This window comes from Streptomyces sp. NEAU-W12 (assembly GCF_026242095.1).
GTDB lineage: Bacteria > Actinomycetota > Actinomycetes > Streptomycetales > Streptomycetaceae > Streptomyces.
Genome location: NZ_JAPJDM010000009.1, coordinates 56,735 through 72,203, shown reverse-complemented (window position 1 = coordinate 72,203; position 15,469 = coordinate 56,735). Strand labels below are relative to the sequence as shown.

Below are 15,469 nucleotides of genomic sequence, written 5' to 3'. Positions count from 1 at the left end.
CGGACCGGGGCGTCTGCCCACACCGGCCCGACGAGCTCGCGGGCGGCCCGCCGTCTGCGGACGGAAGGGCCGCCCGAGGGGGAAAGCGGCCCGGGCGGCCCGTGGATCCTCTTACCGCGTGCCTCTGTCGCTACGTGCCTGTCACTACATGCCTGTTCTCGTGCCGGCCACGTAGACGGTGTTGGCCGACGTACCACCCTGCAGGGGGTTGGTGAACTCGACGACGTGGGCCGCCGGCTCCGCGAAGACCTCGGTGAGCGCGGAGACGAACTGCTCGTCGGGCGGATCGTTCGACCACAGGGCGAACACGCCGCCGGGACGGAGGTGTCCGGCGAGAGCGCGGAGCCCGGGCGGCCGGTAGAGCGCGGCGTGGCGCGGGTGGAGCACCTCGCGCGGCGAGTGGTCCACGTCCAGCAGGATGGCGTGGAACCGGAGGCCCGGTTCCGCCGGGTCCAGTCCGCCGGCCCCGGCGGCCATCGCGAAGAAGTCGCCGTGGACCAGGCGGCAGCGGGAATCCGACGCCAGCCCGGCCCCCAGGGGGACCAGGCCCCGCTGGTGCCAGCCGATGACTTCCGCGAGCGCGTCGATCACCGTGAGCCTGCGCACACGGGGGTCGTCCAATGCCGCCCGGGCGGTGTACCCGAGCCCCAGTCCGCCGACGGCGACGTCCAGTGCGGTGTCCGGCAGCCCGGCCAGACCCAGCTCCGCCAGCGCGATCTCGCCGGCGGTGAAGAGGCTGGACATCAAGAACTCGTCGCCGAGCTTGACCTCGTACACGTCCTCGCCCGAGGCCGGATGGCGGCGCCGGCGCAGACTGATCTCACCGATCGGTGTCTCCCGCCAGTCGAGTTCCTCGAAGCGCGGACTCATCCGTCCACCTTTCCGATGTCCGTCGGGCACAGGGGCAGTGCTGCCGAGATGGCGCCTGGTGGCCCCCGCCGGTCGCGAGGCGGGGGCGTGCCTTTCGGTCAGGCGTCGATGATGACGGGGATGATCAGCGGCCTGCGGCGGTGGGTGCGGAAGGCCCAGTTGGCCACGGCGCGGGCGACGAGCTGTTCGAGCTGGTGGGCGTCGCCGACGCCTTCCTGGGCGGCGGTGGCCAGCGTCTTCTCGATGACGGGGATCACGGGTTCGAACGTGGTGTCGTCGTGGACGAAGCCGCGGGCCAGGAAGTCGGGCGCCTCGGCCAGCGCGCCGGTGTCGGCGTCGACGATGGCCACGACGGTGACGACGCCCTCCTCGGCCAGGGTGAGGCGGTCCTTGAGGGATGCCTCGGTGGCGCCGCCGACCTCCATGCCGTCCACGTAGACGTTGCCCGCGGGCACCTTGCCGGTGATGGAGGCGCGTCCGTCGACGAGGTCGACGACGACGCCGTCCTCGGCGATGACGACCCGGTCGGGGGCGACCCCGGTGCGGATGGCGAGGTCGGCGTTGGCCCGCAGGTGGCGGAACTCGCCGTGCACGGGCATGACGTTGCGGGGTTTGACGATGTTGTAGCAGTAGACGAGTTCGCCGGCGCTGGCGTGTCCGGAGACGTGCACCTTGGCGTTGCCCTTGTGGACGACGTGGGCGCCCCACCGGGTGAGTCCGTTGATCACCCGGTAGATGGCGTTCTCGTTGCCGGGGATCAGGGAGCTGGCGAGCAGGACGGTGTCGCCCTCGCCGACGCGGATCTGGTGGTCGCGGTTGGCCATCCGCGACAGTGCGGCCATCGGTTCGCCCTGCGATCCCGTGCACACCAGGGTGATCTTGTGGTCGGGGAGCTTCTCCAGTTCCTTGGTGCTCACGACCAGGCCGGAGGGGACCTTCAGGTAGCCCAGCTCGCGGGCGATGCCCATGTTGCGGACCATGGAGCGGCCCACGAAGGCGACCTTGCGGCCGTGCTGGTGGGCGGCGTCCAGGACCTGCTGGATGCGGTGCACGTGGCTGGCGAAGCTGGAGACGATGACCCGCCGGGGCGCGGTACGCATCACCTGCTCGATCGCGGGGTTCAGCTCCCGCTCGGAGGTGGTGAAGCCGGGCACTTCGGCGTTGGTGGAGTCGGTGAGGAACAGGTCCACGCCCTCCTCGCCCAGGCGGGCGAAGGCGCGCAGGTCGGTGATGCGGTCGTCGAGGGGGAACTGGTCCATCTTGAAGTCGCCGGTGTGCAGCACCATGCCGGCTCCGGTGCGGATCGCCACGGCGAGCCCGTCCGGGATGGAGTGGTTGACCGCGACGAACTCGCAGTCGAAGGGGCCGAAGCCGCGCCGGTCGCCCTCCTTGACCCGTACCGTGCGCGGCCGGATGCCGTGCTCCTTGAGTTTGGCCTCGATGAAGGCGAGGGTGAGCTTCGAGCCGACGACCGGGATGTCCCTCCGTTCGCGCAGCAGATAGGGCACGCCGCCGATGTGGTCCTCGTGGCCGTGGGTCAGCACGACGGCCACGATGTCGTCGAGGCGGTCCCTGATCGAGGTGAAGTCGGGAAGGATCACGTCCACCCCGGGCTGGTTCTCCTCCGGGAACAACACACCGCAGTCCACGATCAGCAGCTTGCCGGCGTGCTCGAATACGGTCATGTTGCGGCCGATTTCGCCCAGGCCGCCCAGGGCGGTGACCCGCAGCCCTCCCTGGGGCAGGGGAGGGGCGGCTTTGAGTTCGGGGTGCGGATGGCTCATATTCTGACGTTAGCCGAGCGTCTGCCGAGGCGGTTCCCCGCCTGCCCCGTGGAGCGCGAAACCAGGCGCGCGGAACACGCCCGGGGAGGGCGATGACCGGGGGTGTCGTCTGCGCCTGGTCCGAAGTGTACGGCGTCGCCCCTCGGGGCTGCCCTCGTGCAGCGATTAGTGATCTAACCTAACGTTAGAGTAGGTTACTGGTTCAGTGAGAGAGTGGGTACGCGAGGCGCGGCGGTGCGGCGTATGCGGCCGCCGGGCTTCTGCCTGGAGGACGTACGGACTGTTCTGGAACTGCCGGAGGGTTTCCCGCCGGCGGTTCGCCCTTGCCGGGCAGTGACAGCGAAGCACACGAGGAACTGGTGACACGGTTGCGCACGTACTGGGTCGAAGCCGATGCGCGGTGTGAGGACCCGCGTCGGCAGTCGGGGCAGGCGGAGGATTCCGCCCCCTTCCCGCACGGGTCCCCGGACCGGCCTGCGGAGGCCGCGGCGGACGCGGAGGCGGTGCGATGAGTTCCCCCCAGGGCTCGGCGGCCTCCGAGGCGGCCCGGCGGCGGACGTTCGCGGTGATCAGCCACCCGGACGCGGGCAAGTCCACGCTGACCGAGGCCCTCGCCCTGCACGCGCAGGCCATCACCGAGGCGGGCGCGGTGCACGGCAAGGCCGGGCGGCGCGGGGTCGCCTCGGACTGGATGGAGATCGAGAAGGCCCGCGGGATCTCGGTGACCTCGGCGGTGCTGCAGTTCGCGCACCGCGGGTGTGTGCTGAACCTGCTGGACACCCCCGGTCACGCGGACTTCTCCGAGGACACCTACCGGGTGCTGGCGGCGGTGGACTGCGCGGTGATGCTCGTGGACGCGGCCAAGGGCCTGGAGGAGCAGACCCGCAAGCTCTTCGACGTCTGCCGGCACCGTGGCATTCCGGTGATCACGTTCATCAACAAGTGGGACCGCCCCGGACGCGACGCCCTGGAGCTTCTCGACGAGATCGAGCGGGAGTTCCGCCTCAGGCCCACCCCCGTCACCTGGCCGGTCGGGGAGGCCGGACACCTGCGCGGGCTGGTCGACGTACGCGAGCCGGGGCGGATGCTGCGCTACACCCGTACGCCCGGCGGCGCGCACGAGGCGACCGAGGAAGCCGTCCCGGCCCGTCAGGCCGCGCTGGAAGAGGGCGCGGACTGGGGAGGGGCGCTCGAGGAACTGGACCTGCTGCAGGCCGACGGTGCCGTCCACGACCAGGAGGAGTTCCTGGCGGGCCGGACCACGCCGGTGTTCTTCGGCGCGGCGGTCTCCAACATCGGGGTGCGGCTGCTGCTGGATGCCGTCGTCGACCTCGCCCCGCCGCCCGGCCCGCGCGAGCTGGAGGGCGGGGGGATCCGGCCGGTGGACGCGCCGTTCTCGGGGCTGGTGTTCAAGGTGCAGGCCAACATGGACCCCGCCCACCGCGACCGGACCGCGTTCATGCGGGTCTGCTCGGGCATCTTCGAGCGGGGCATGACCGTCACTCGCGCAGCCTCCGGCAAGCCGTTCGCCACCAAGTACGCGCACAGCGTCTTCGGCCAGGACCGCTCCATGGTCGACGTCGCCTACCCCGGCGACGTGGTCGGCCTGGGCAACGCCGCCGTCCTGCGCGTCGGCGACACCCTCCACACCGGCCGGCCGGCCGTGTTCCCGCCGATGCCGACCTTCGCGCCCGAGCACTTCGCGGTGGTCCGGCCGGTCGACCTGTCCCGCTCCAAGCAGTTCCGGCGCGGCATCGCCCAGCTGGACGAGGAGGGTGTGGTCCAGGTCCTGGCCTCCGACCTGCGCGGAGACCAGGCGCCCGTGCTCGCGGCCGTGGGGCCCATGCAGTTCGACGTCGTCACCACACGCATGGCCGGCGAGTTCTCCGCCGCCGTGAGACTGGAGATGCTGCCGTACCACCTGGCCCGGGCCACCGACGCCGCCGGCGCCGAGGCGCTCAACCGCTCCCGCATCGTCAAGGGCGAAGCCCTCACCCGCGTCCGGGACAAGGCCCAGCTCGCCCTCTTCCCCGACCGCTGGCAGGCCAACTCCTTCCAGCGGGAGTTCCCCGACGCACGGCTGGAGCACCTCGTGGCAGCCCACGACTGACCGGCGGGTCGCGGCGGCGTCCACGCCGTCACGAGCGCCGCCGGCGCCCCGGTCCGCTCACCGTCTCCCCCGGCCACGACCTGACCGGGCCCTGCCGCCCGGCCTCCGTCGTTCCCGTCGCCCTGCCCCGGTTGCCGCCGTGCTCGCTGCCTCGTTGCCTCGAGGCGGGCATGCAGCCGGATCCGGCCTTCGAGGGCGGGCAGCGCGGCGAGCGGGCAGCGCGGCGAGCGGGCAGCGCGGCGAGCGGGCCGGGCAGGCGGGTCGCACGTTCGGCTCCGGCGGGGCAGCCGGGCCGGGAACGTTCACGCGGCGGAAGGGTCTCCAGGCAGGTGGTCCACCAGCCGGTCCCGACGGTCTCGGCGAAGATCCCGGGGAGCCCGGCCGCACGCGTCGAGGCAGCCTGCGCCCGCCAGCCGTCCGCGAGCGTGACCAGCAGGAGGATTCCGCCGTTCGTGAGGTGTTTCGGGGAAGGCCGCCGGTGACGTCCGGCCGCGGGTGACCGCCGTCGCGCCGCCGTGGCCGGCGCTCGGCGGCCACCCGCTGAGTGACCGGCACGCTTCAGGCGGCACTCCCCGCGACGGGGCGGCGCGCGTGCTCGCCCGGAATCATCCCTGGTCCTCCGACGAGGGATAGATCCGCCACAGCTGGGAAAGGTTCGGCCCGCCCCACATGCGGGTCAGGCCTACCAGCCGGTCGTTGCCCTGGAGGTGGTCCGCGATGGCCAGGGCGTAGCGCGGGTGCACGACCGAGACCATGTAGAAGTCATTGCCCCGCTCCGCGTGGGAGACCAGCCGCCAGTGCTGGCTGAGGCTGTCCGTGCGTTCTCGGAGGGTCACGGTGTCGGGCGGGTTGGCCCCCGCGGTGAGGCAGCGGTGGTTGGCGTACGACTCGATGCGCACGGTGCCGTCGGCGTTCTGCCGCAGGAACCACCGGTGCGAGGTGTTGTCCTTGGCGAACGGGTCCTGTGCCCAGGTCTGGGTGTGGTTGCCGACACCGTCGTGCCAGTCGTTGCACATGAAGTAGGTGCCGGTGACGTGGTGCGTCATCGTCACCGATCCGCCCGCGAGCAGTACGAGATCCGTCAAGTCGGTGCTCCTCAGCCTCGAGAGTTCCTCACAGGAGCTGGCGCCCCTGGAACTCAGCGTAGGCAGCCGGCAGCTGCTCCACAGCGTGGCGAACCGGTCGTTCGGCCAGGTCAGGGCCTGTCTGGAAGGTCTCGAACGGGTGGACGGCGCTGCTCGAACCAGCGGACCGCGCGTCACCCACATGCCGCACACGCGGCGCAACGGTGCGGCAGCGCGCTGCTGGATTCGAACGGTCGGGGTGAACGCCACACGGCAGGCGGGAGCGGCAAGAACGGGAAACCGGCAGCCGTCCCGACGAGGCAGCTGTCTCATTACTGTTGTTCACGGGGGAGGGTCGGCGCCGCCCGCCGCCCGCCGCCCGCCGCCCGCCGCCCGCCGCCGGCCCGTAGCCGGCGCTTCTGTCCTCGGCCACCGGGACACCGGCGGCGACGCAGACGGCGGAGCGCTTCCCCGGCGGCTCGGTATACCCCGCCGCCGAAGCGCCCTCCGAAGCGTGGGGACGCCGCTCCTCGACACGTACGGAGCGACTGGGGGCACCGTGGAGCTCGTCACGCGATTCTGTTGAAGTGCCCTGGTCCGGCGTGGTCATGGGACGATCCGGCCGTTCGGGAGGGTGCGAGCACTCGGCCAGCGACACGGGCCGGCACCTCCTGCCCCCGGAACTGAGGTGCGGCTCCGGACGGACCTGCCGGTGACGCCTCGAGGAAGCCGCCGATGATCCTGCTGCGGGTTCCGAGGGCCGGGGGGAGGGGGCCTGGGGACGTCCTGAACCGGCTGCCGACGGCGTCCCCCGCCGGGTGCCGTGTCCGGTCCGGGGTCCCGCTCGTGCCGAGGAGCAGGCGCTCCGACTCCCACCGGTCACGCGAGGGTCCTTCCGGCGGGCGGAATGCCCGGCTCGGGGCGCTCGGAGCCGGCGGGCCGGTGCGCTCGGCGGGGCGGCCGGAGGCGAGGCGACCGGCTGTGGGGCCATGGCGCCGCGCGGGTGGTCCGGCCACGTGCGGGGCGGAGGGGTGCGTTGGTCGGTTAGGGTCGCGTCGTGGCGGACGAAGCGGCTCCGTCCCGGGGAAAACGATCGGCCCGGGGTGCCTCCCGGCTGTGAAGCAGTCGACTGGTACGTCCCCGGTGTGCCCTCGCGAGGGGCGATCCGGGTGAAAATGCAGGTCAGTGGCGTGTTCTGGGGGGCGCGATGCGAGTGAGAGTGGAGTTCACGACCGAGCCCTTCGACCTGGAGGAGACGCCCGCGCATGCGGTGGTGGCCCGGGAGGTCGTGGAGGGGGCCGCGCTGGACTCGGTGGACGTCGGGCCGTTCGGGAACACCGCGGAAGGCGGCGTCGACGTGGTCCTCGCCGCTGTGGACGCGCTGCTGCGCCGCAGCCTGGAGGCCGGCGCGACCCGGGTCTCGCTCCAGGTCAACGTGATCGCGGAGGGCGAGGGATGAGCGGCGTGGCGGACGAGCCGTTCGTCGCCGCCGTCAAGCCGCTCGTCGACGCCATGGGCGGGCGGCTGCTCCCGCCCGACGAGGCCGGTCCCGACGACGTCGTCCTCGCCTGGGAGGGCGCCGATGCCGTCGCCGTGCGCCTGCCCCAGCTGGCCGACTCCCTCGATCACCTCCTCGCCGCGCTGGAACGCCGGCACGGCCGGCCCCTCGCCGGCCTGGACCGCAGGACCAAACAGGAGATCGTCCGGAGCCTGGAGGCGCGCGGCGCCTTCGCCGTCCGGCACGGTGTCGAGACGGTGGCGGGCGCGCTCGGCGTCAGCCGCTTCACCGTCTACAACTACCTCAACCGGGAGAAGGGCTCCCGAGGGTCTCCTGAAGGCCCCTGAAGGACTTCGGCCGGTTCCCGGGGAGGGGCCGGCTGTCGCGTTCTTCAACAAACCGTTGACGTAGGGGCCCGGAGCGGCGTTAGCTGTTCGCAGGCCCGTTCCACCGGATGGCCGTTCCCGGCCGGGGGAGGCTTCCGTGACGTCCACTTCCACGCCGCAGGGCCTGGCCCGCTTCAACGCCCTGGAGGAGAGTGCGGCCCTTGCCGCACTCCACGAGGTGTGCGCCTCCGCGGCGTGGGCCCGCAGACTGCTCGCCGCCCGCCCCTACGCGACCGCCGACGACCTGTACGCCACCGCCGACGCCGCCATGAGCGGGCTGACGGCGGCGGACCTCGACGAGGCGATGGCCGGACACCCGCCGATCGGCACACCCCGGCCCGGCGACCCGGCCTCCGCGCGGGAGCAGCGCGGCATGACCTCCGCGCCGGACCGGCTCAAGGCGGAGATGCTCGAGCTGAACCTCGCCCACCAGGAGAAGTTCGGCCATGTGTTCCTCATCTGCGCCACCGGCCGGACCGGCGAGCAGATGCGCGACGCGGCCAGGGAGCGTCTCGGCAACACGCCGGAGCGGGAACGCGAGACCGTCCGCGCCGAGCTGGGGAGGATCAACCGCGTCCGCCTGGCCCGGCTCGTCGAAGCGGACCGACAGCCCTGACGTCTCTGCATCCCCAGGAGCAGCGCCCGCATGAGTACCGAGACCACCGCTTCCGTGTCCACGCACATCCTGGACACCAGCGTCGGCCGCCCCGCCCGGGGCGTCGCCGTCCAGCTCTCCGCCCGCCCGGGCCGGACGGCGCACTGGCAGACCCTCGGCGGCTCCGCAACCGACGCGGACGGGCGGTGCGAGGACCTCCCCGCGCTGCCGGAGGGCACCACCCACGTACGGCTGCACTTCGACGTCGAACCGTACTTCGAGCGGAAGCCCGGCCCCCACCTCGCCGACGGGCGGGCCGAGGCGCGGCAGGACGCCCCCGCGCACCGGGACGGCGGCACCGGAGCGTTCTTCCCGGAGGTGGCGATCACGTTCGCCGTCGTGCCGGGCGAGCACTACCACGTACCGCTGCTGCTCAACCCGTTCGGCTACTCCGTATACCGAGGGAGCTAGCAGACATGCCCACGATTCTCGGCCACAACCAGTACGGCAAAGCGGAGAACCGCGTCGTCAGGGTCACGCGGGACGGCGCCACCCACCACATCAAGGACCTCAACGTCTCCGTCGCCCTGTCCGGTGACATGGAGGAGGCCCACTCCTCCGGCTCCAACGCCAACGTCCTGCCGACGGACACCACCAAGAACACCGTGTTCGCCTTCGCCCGGAAGCACGGCATCGAGTCCGCCGAGCAGTTCGGCATCCACCTCGCCCGGCACTTCGTCACCTCCCGGGAACCCGTCCACCGGGCCCGCATCCGCGTCGAGGAGTACGCCTGGGAGCGGATCGCGACCTCCGAGGCCCACGCCGGCGAGCGCGGGGAGCACTCCTTCGTCCGCAAGGGCCAGGAGACCCGGCTGACGCAGGTCACCTACGACGGCGAGCGCTGGGAGATCGTCTCGGGCCTGAAGGACCTGACGGTGCTGAACTCCACCGACTCCGAGTTCCACGGCTTCGTCAAGGACCGGTACACGACGCTGCAGGAGACCCGGGACCGCGTCCTCGCCACCTCGGTCGCCGCCCGCTGGCGGTTCAACTGGACCGACGACGAGCGGCCGGTGCCCGACTGGGAGACGTCGTACGAGCGGACGAGGCAGCACCTGCTCCAGGCCTTCGCGGAGACGTACTCCCTGTCCCTGCAGCAGACGGTGTACCAGATGGGCACCCGGGTCATCGAGCAGCGCGACGAGGTGGACGAGGTGCGCCTCTCCCTGCCCAACCACCACCACTTCCAGGTGGACCTGGAACCCTTCGGACTCGACAACGACACCGCGGGCGGCGCCGTGTACTTCGCCGCCGACCGTCCCTACGGCCTGATCGAGGCCACGATCCTGCGCGAGGGCTGCGAGGCGCTCATACCCCCGGACCTCACCAACCTCTGAGAACGAGAACGACGCAGGGACCCGAGAACAAGAACCGGAACACGTCGGAGGGACGCACCCATGGAAGCAGTCCGGCGCACCGTCATCGAGAACTGCGCGATCGCGACCGTCGACGCGAAGGACACCGAGTACGCCTCCGGGCACCTCGTCCTCGCAGGCCACCGCATCGAGTCGCTCGGCGCGGGCCGGGCCCCCGAGGACCTGGAGAACGTCGTCCGCCGCATCGACGCCACCGGGCATCTGGCGACGCCCGGTCTGGTCAACACCCACCACCACTTCTACCAGTGGATCACCCGGGGCCTGGCCACCGACCACAACCTGTTCGACTGGCTCGTCGCCCTCTACCCCACCTGGGCGCGCATCGACGAGCCGATGGTGCACGCCGCCGCCCAGGGCTCCCTCGCGATGATGGCCCGCGGCGGTGTCACCACCGCCATGGACCACCACTACGTGTTCCCCCGCGGCTCCGGCGACCTCTCCGGCGCCGTCATCCGGGCCGCCCGCGACATGGGCGTGCGCTTCACGCTCGCCCGCGGTTCGATGGACCGCGGAGAGAAGGACGGCGGACTGCCCCCGGACTTCGCCGTCGAGACGCTCGACGACGCCCTCGCCGCGACCGAGGAGACCGTCCGGGAGCACCACGACACCTCCCGCGACGCCATGACCCGGATCGCCGTGGCCCCCTGCTCCCCGTTCTCCGTCTCCACCGAACTGATGCGGCAGGGTGCGGAGCTGGCGCGCGGTCTCGGCATACGGCTGCACACGCACGGGTCGGAGACGCTGGAGGAGGAGACGTTCTGCCACCAGCTGTTCGGCATGGGACCGACCGACTACTTCGAGTCCACCGGCTGGCTCGGCGAGGACGTGTGGATGGCGCACTGCGTCCACATGAACGACTCCGACATCGCCGCCTTCGCCCGTACGGGCACGGGTGTCGCCCACTGTCCCTCCTCCAACGCCCGGCTCGCCGCCGGGATCGCCCGCGTCCCCGACCTGCTGGCGGCCGGAGTCCCGGTCGGCCTCGGCGTGGACGGCACCGCCTCCAACGAGTCCGGCGAACTGCACACCGAACTGCGCAACGCCCTCCTCGTGAACCGCCTCGGCCCGCACCGCGAAGCCGCCCTGACGGCACGCCAGGCACTGCGCCTGGGCACCCACGGGGGCGCCCGGGTCCTGGGCCGGGCGGCGGAGATCGGCTCGCTGGAGCCGGGCAAGCTCGCCGACCTGGTGCTGTGGCGGATGGACACCCTCGCCCACGCCTCCATCGCCGACCCGGTGGCCGCGCTGGTCCTGGGCGCGGCGGCGCCGGTCACCGCGTCGTTCGTGAACGGCCGCCAGATCGTGGAGGAGGGACGGCTGCGCACGGCAGACGAGGACGGGATCGCCCGCGCCACCCGCGCACAGGCCCGGCGGCTGGCCGCCCTCGCGGCGCAGGGCTGAGCGAGCGCCCGGTGGGGCCGGCCAGGTGGCACCGGCTGGGCGCATACCGCGCCGAGGGCTCCGAGTGCCGTGGCGGTCCGGACGGCCCGGGGCGTTGCCGTTCCGGCGGCGGAACGTCCACCGGCTGAAAGCGGAAGCGGAGCGACCCTTGCCCCGAGCCGTCCACCGGTCTCCCTGCCGGTCTTCCCCTCCGCCGCCGCGGCCGGTCCTACAGGCCGAACACACCCGGGTTCTCGGCCAGCTCCCGGAAGACGTCCTGCGGGCTCGGCAGCAGCTTGCGCAGCCCCAGGTCCAGCACCCCGCCGACCGCCGTGATCTCGGCCGAGACCGTGCCGTCCGCCCTGGTGACGACCTGCTCGATACGGAACGTCTTGCCGGTGCTCCAGACGAAGACGCAGCTCACGTCGACCTCGTCGCCGGCGAGCAGCTCACGCCGGTAGCGGATGGTCGTCTCCAGGGCGACCGGTCCCACGCCCCGCGCCGCGAGCACGGACTGCGTGATCCCCGCTTCGTGGAGCAGCGCCCAGCGCGCGTGCTCCGCGTAGTTGAGGTACACGGCCTGGTTGAGGTGGCCCTGCACGTCGGTCTCGTATCCGCGCACGGTCACCCGGACGGAAAACGGCTCGCTCACTGCGTCCCCTTCGCACCTGCTCGACTCGCTGTACTCGCCACCGATCCTGGCACGCGCCCTCATACGCGGCGCGGGGAGGCCAGCAGGTACCGGGTCCGCGTCCTCGGTTCCGTGTACGCGCCGACCTGCCAGCCGGCCCCCTCCAGGGCGGCCGCGCAGGCCCGCAGCGCCTCGCCGTCCGCCTCGTACACGGCGACTGCCTCCGGCTGCGGCGTCTCCCGCACCCGGTAACCGCCCGCGGTGTCCTGCCCGGCCGGGGGACGCCCGGCGGCCTCCAGCGCGAGTGCGGCAGCCTGCACGAGATGCGAGCGCTCCCAGCCGCAGGGCCGGTCCGTGGCGCCGTCGGGGTTGGTCATCCGACGCAGCTCCAGCATGCCCTGCCAGGCACTGTGCACCTCCCGCCGCCGGGCGGGACCGGGCTGGTGCGCCGCGCCCTCGCCACCGACGCGAGCCGCGAACACCCCGGTCGTGGCCGATGCCTCCGCCTTCACCGGCTCCGCCTCCACCGGCGCCGGTACCGCCTCCCCCTCCCGGATCCGGTGCCCCGCAGGCGTCAGGAAGTGATCGTGCGGCGCACGGGGGTGCCGGAACGCCAGTCCTCGCTTCACCAGCCCCGCAAGCTGGGCCTCCGTCCCCTTGACCCGCCCACTGACCGGATCGGCCGCCTCCACCACCCGACGCAGGCCCGCGCCCAACGCTCTCGCCACCCCACCCACCCCCGATCCCCGGCCGGCCCGGTGCTGGCCTTTCCGGCGGCTTCGAAGCCTACGGCCGAGCACTGACATTCCGTGGAAGCGGGCCGGCCGGAGGAAAACCGCCGTGCAGAACCCGGCTCGTGCACCGCGGCCCTCGCTCGGGCAGCGCAGCCCTCGGCGGAACCGCGGAGCGCGGGCGTCAGGCCCGCGCGGGGTCCGGAGACCGTGGAGAACGCCCCCCCCACCCGGCCGCCCCTCCTGCTCCGGGAGCAGGGGCACCTGCGGTGGAGCGAGGCCATCGACGAACCGGGTGTGTCCGGTCCGCGGCCCACCGCCTGCCTTCCACTCCGTGCGGCCGCGGCTTCGCGGTCCGGGGGAGGGCCGGCAAGGCGTGCCGGCCGGGCCCCGCCCCACCCGACGGCTGCTCCCGGCCCGGTCCCGGGCCGACCGGTGCGGCTACCCCATGAACTCCGGCCGCTGATACGGCGTCCACCAGCTCAGCAGAGCCCAGATGCCGACCGAGAGCGCGCCCGCCGCGATCACGGCCGCGAGCCATGGGCGGCGCAACGTGCGCAGGGTGAGCAGCCAGGTGAGGAGCGGGACGAGCGCCCCGCCGGCGGCGATGAGGGGGAGGTCGACATAGAGGACGCTCAGGTCCCGGTGCATGCCCTCGAAACCGCCGTCGATGCTGACCCGCGCCTTCGGCGACCAGGCGAGCACCGCTGCGACGGCGCCGACGGCCGCCAGGAGGATGCCCGCACAGCCCTGTTTCTCCTGTCCCTCTTCGCTCATACCCTGATCCGACGCGGTCGTCCCGTCGGTGGTTCCCGGTGCCCTACTGCCGGTAGCCGCTCAGGAAGCGGCCGATGCGGCCGATCGCGGCCTCCAGGTCGTCGGCGTGGGGGAGGGTCAGGATGCGGAAGTGGTCGGGGGCGGGCCAGTTGAAGCCGGTGCCCTGGACCACCTGGATCTTCTCCCGCAGGAGCAGGTCGAGGACGAACTTCTCGTCGTCGTGGATCTTGTGCACCGCCGGGTCGACGCGCGGGAAGGCGTACAGGGCGCCCTGGGGCTTGACGCAGCTCACGCCGGGGATGTCGTTGAGCATGCGCCAGGCCACGTCCCGCTGTTCGTGCAGGCGGCCCCCCGGGGAGGTCAGCCCGCTGATGGACTGGCGGCCGCCGAGCGCGGCCTGGATGGCGTACTGGGCGGGCGTGTTGGCGCACAGGCGCATGGAGGCCAGCATCGTCAGGCCCTCCAGGTAGTTCCTCGCGTGCTGCTTCGGGCCGGTGACCACCAGCCAGCCGGAGCGGAAGCCCGCCACGCGGTACGTCTTCGACAGCCCGCAGAAGGTCAGGACGACCAGGTCGGGGGCGAGGGCGGCGGCCGAGTGGTGCACGGCGTCGTCGTAGAGGATCTGGTCGTAGATCTCGTCGGCGAGCACCATCAGGCCGTGCCGGCGGGCCAGGTCGAGGATGCCCTCGACGATCTCCTTCGGATAGACCGCGCCCGTCGGGTTGTTGGGGTTGATGATGACCACGGCCTTCGTACGGTCCGTGATCTTCGACGCCATGTCGTCCAGGTCCGGGTACCAGTCGGCCTGTTCGTCGCACAGGTAGTGGACGGCCTTGCCGCCCGCGAGGGTGGTCACCGCCGTCCAGAGGGGGAAGTCGGGTGCGGGGATGAGGACCTCGTCGCCGTCCTCCAGCAGCGCCGTGACGGCCATCGACACCAGCTCGGAGACGCCGTTGCCGAGGAAGACGTCGTCGACGTCGACCTCCACGCCCAGGGTCTGGTAGCGCTGGGCCACCGCGCGGCGGGCGGAGAGGACGCCCCGCGAGTCGGTGTAGCCGTGCGCCTGCGGCAGCATCCTGATCATGTCCTGGATGATCTCCTCCGGCGCCTCGAAGCCGAACAGGGCCGGATTCCCGGTGTTCAGGCGCAGCACGCTGTGCCCCGCCTCCTCCAGCGCGTTCGCGTGTTCGATGACCGGGCCGCGGATCTCGTAACAGACCTCGCTGAGCTTGCTCGACTGCCGGAACTCCATGCGCCGCTTCCCCTCGGTATCCCGTGCTTCCTGCTTGGTTTTACCAAGTGGCTGCTTGGAAAGTCCAACGACTTGTCTACACTGCGTCGCATGTCACCTCGCCGAAGCTACGACCAGTACTGTTCCGCCGCCCGCGCGCTCGACGCCGTCGGCGACCGCTGGACCCTGCTGATCGTCCGCGAGCTCCTCGCCGGCCCGCGGCGCTACACCGACCTGCACGCGGACCTTCCCGGCGTCAGCACGGACGTACTGGCCTCGCGGTTGAAGGACATGGAGCGCGACGGGCTGACCACCCGGCGGCGGCTGCCCCCGCCCGGCGCGGCCTACGTGTACGAACTCACCAGCCGTGGAAGCGAGTTGCTGCCCGTGCTGCAAGCGCTCGGCGCGTGGGGGCAGGCGGCGCTGGGGGAGCGGCGGCCCACCGACGCGGTACGGGCGCACTGGTTCGCGCTGCCCCTGCTGCGTGCCCTGGAAGGAGTGGGCGCCGGTGAGGGCGCGGGTGAGGGGGAGGGCGGTCTGGTCGAAGTCCGCCTGGAGGAAGGGCGGTTCCACCTGCGGGTCGGCGCCGGGAACGAGGCGGTTCACGGGAGCGGATCGGTACACGGGAGCGGGCCGGTCCACGGGAGCGGGCCGGTCCACGGGGACGGGTCGGTCCACGGGAGCGGGCCGGTCCACGGGAGCGGGCCGGTCCACGGGGACGGGTCGGTCCACGGGAGCGGGTCGGTCTACGGCGACGGACCCGCTCCCGGCGTGCCGGACGTCACCCTGGTCCTCGACACCGGCACCTGTACGGCGATCAGCCGCGGCGAGTCGACCGTCGCCGAGGCCGTACGGGACGGGCGGGTGGCGGTGAGCGGCGACGGCACGCTGGCCAAGGCGCTCAGGCAGGCGTGACGGGAGGCGTGACGGGAAGCGGGACGGCGGGAACGGCCGTCGAAGGGGAGGAGGCCCGCAC

15 protein-coding genes are annotated in these 15,469 nt (G+C 72.4%); 8 read left to right on the top strand and 7 right to left on the bottom strand.

Annotated features, from left to right (window positions below):
• Positions 1–144: 144 nt before the first annotated feature.
• Together ORI94_RS13185 and ORI94_RS13180 are read right to left on the bottom strand one after the other, a co-directional pair.
• Positions 145–870, bottom strand: a complete 726-nt coding sequence (locus tag ORI94_RS13185; protein ID WP_266074746.1) for a spermidine synthase — start codon at positions 868–870, stop codon at positions 145–147.
• Positions 871–968: 98 nt separating this feature from the next.
• Positions 969–2,654, bottom strand: a complete 1,686-nt coding sequence (locus ORI94_RS13180; protein WP_266074744.1) for a ribonuclease J — start codon at positions 2,652–2,654, stop codon at positions 969–971.
• A 508-nt stretch (positions 2,655–3,162) separates the two neighbouring features.
• Here ORI94_RS13180 and ORI94_RS13175 point away from each other — a divergent pair.
• A complete protein-coding gene (locus tag ORI94_RS13175) occupies positions 3,163–4,764 on the top strand; it encodes a peptide chain release factor 3 (protein ID WP_266074742.1) in 1,602 nt (533 codons plus the stop codon).
• Positions 4,765–5,369: 605 nt separating this feature from the next.
• Here ORI94_RS13175 and ORI94_RS13170 read toward each other — a convergent pair.
• Positions 5,370–5,849, bottom strand: coding sequence for an RICIN domain-containing protein (locus ORI94_RS13170; RefSeq protein ID WP_266074740.1), 480 nt, complete (start codon positions 5,847–5,849; stop codon positions 5,370–5,372).
• Positions 5,850–7,035: 1,186 nt separating this feature from the next.
• Here ORI94_RS13170 and ORI94_RS13165 point away from each other — a divergent pair.
• The 6 genes from ORI94_RS13165 to ORI94_RS13140 all read left to right on the top strand — a co-directional run bounded on the left by ORI94_RS13165 (position 7,036) and on the right by ORI94_RS13140 (position 11,144).
• Positions 7,036–7,287 carry a hypothetical protein gene (locus ORI94_RS13165; RefSeq protein ID WP_266074738.1) on the top strand — a complete coding sequence of 84 codons (252 nt, stop codon included), beginning with the start codon at positions 7,036–7,038 and terminating at the stop codon, positions 7,285–7,287.
• Complete coding sequence (locus ORI94_RS13160) at positions 7,284–7,673, top strand: helix-turn-helix domain-containing protein (protein ID WP_266074736.1); 390 nt, start codon at positions 7,284–7,286, stop codon at positions 7,671–7,673. The genes ORI94_RS13165 and ORI94_RS13160 overlap by 4 nt, the downstream gene beginning before the upstream one ends.
• Before the next feature lie 136 nt (positions 7,674–7,809).
• Entirely contained in the window at positions 7,810–8,328 is a 519-nt protein-coding gene (uraD, locus tag ORI94_RS13155; protein WP_266074734.1) for a 2-oxo-4-hydroxy-4-carboxy-5-ureidoimidazoline decarboxylase, read from the top strand.
• A gap of 30 nt (positions 8,329–8,358) precedes the next feature.
• Positions 8,359–8,778: a hydroxyisourate hydrolase gene (uraH, locus tag ORI94_RS13150; RefSeq protein WP_266074732.1), complete on the top strand. Its 420-nt coding sequence runs from the start codon at positions 8,359–8,361 to the stop codon at positions 8,776–8,778.
• Between the two features lie 5 nt (positions 8,779–8,783).
• Positions 8,784–9,704 carry a factor-independent urate hydroxylase gene (pucL, locus tag ORI94_RS13145; protein ID WP_266074730.1) on the top strand — a complete coding sequence of 307 codons (921 nt, stop codon included), beginning with the start codon at positions 8,784–8,786 and terminating at the stop codon, positions 9,702–9,704.
• A gap of 60 nt (positions 9,705–9,764) precedes the next feature.
• Complete coding sequence (locus tag ORI94_RS13140; RefSeq protein WP_266074728.1) at positions 9,765–11,144, top strand: 8-oxoguanine deaminase; 1,380 nt, start codon at positions 9,765–9,767, stop codon at positions 11,142–11,144.
• A 208-nt stretch (positions 11,145–11,352) separates the two neighbouring features.
• Here the strand turns inward: ORI94_RS13140 and ORI94_RS13135 are convergent, their stop codons facing one another.
• From ORI94_RS13135 to ORI94_RS13120, 4 genes are all read right to left on the bottom strand, one after another.
• Positions 11,353–11,775 (bottom strand): acyl-CoA thioesterase, encoded by a 423-nt coding sequence (locus ORI94_RS13135; protein WP_266074726.1) that lies wholly within the window; start codon positions 11,773–11,775, stop codon positions 11,353–11,355.
• 59 nt (positions 11,776–11,834) lie between these two features.
• Positions 11,835–12,482: a hypothetical protein gene (locus tag ORI94_RS13130; protein WP_266074724.1), complete on the bottom strand. Its 648-nt coding sequence runs from the start codon at positions 12,480–12,482 to the stop codon at positions 11,835–11,837.
• Between the two features lie 444 nt (positions 12,483–12,926).
• Positions 12,927–13,262, bottom strand: coding sequence for a hypothetical protein (locus ORI94_RS13125; protein WP_266074722.1), 336 nt, complete (start codon positions 13,260–13,262; stop codon positions 12,927–12,929).
• A 43-nt stretch (positions 13,263–13,305) separates the two neighbouring features.
• On the bottom strand, positions 13,306–14,514 hold the full coding sequence (locus tag ORI94_RS13120) for a pyridoxal phosphate-dependent aminotransferase (RefSeq protein ID WP_266074720.1): 1,209 nt from the start codon (positions 14,512–14,514) through the stop codon (positions 13,306–13,308).
• Positions 14,515–14,604: 90 nt separating this feature from the next.
• On the opposite strand from ORI94_RS13120, the gene ORI94_RS13115 reads away from it, so the two are divergent.
• Positions 14,605–15,408, top strand: coding sequence for a winged helix-turn-helix transcriptional regulator (locus ORI94_RS13115; protein ID WP_266074718.1), 804 nt, complete (start codon positions 14,605–14,607; stop codon positions 15,406–15,408).
• Positions 15,409–15,469: the final 61 nt, after the last annotated feature.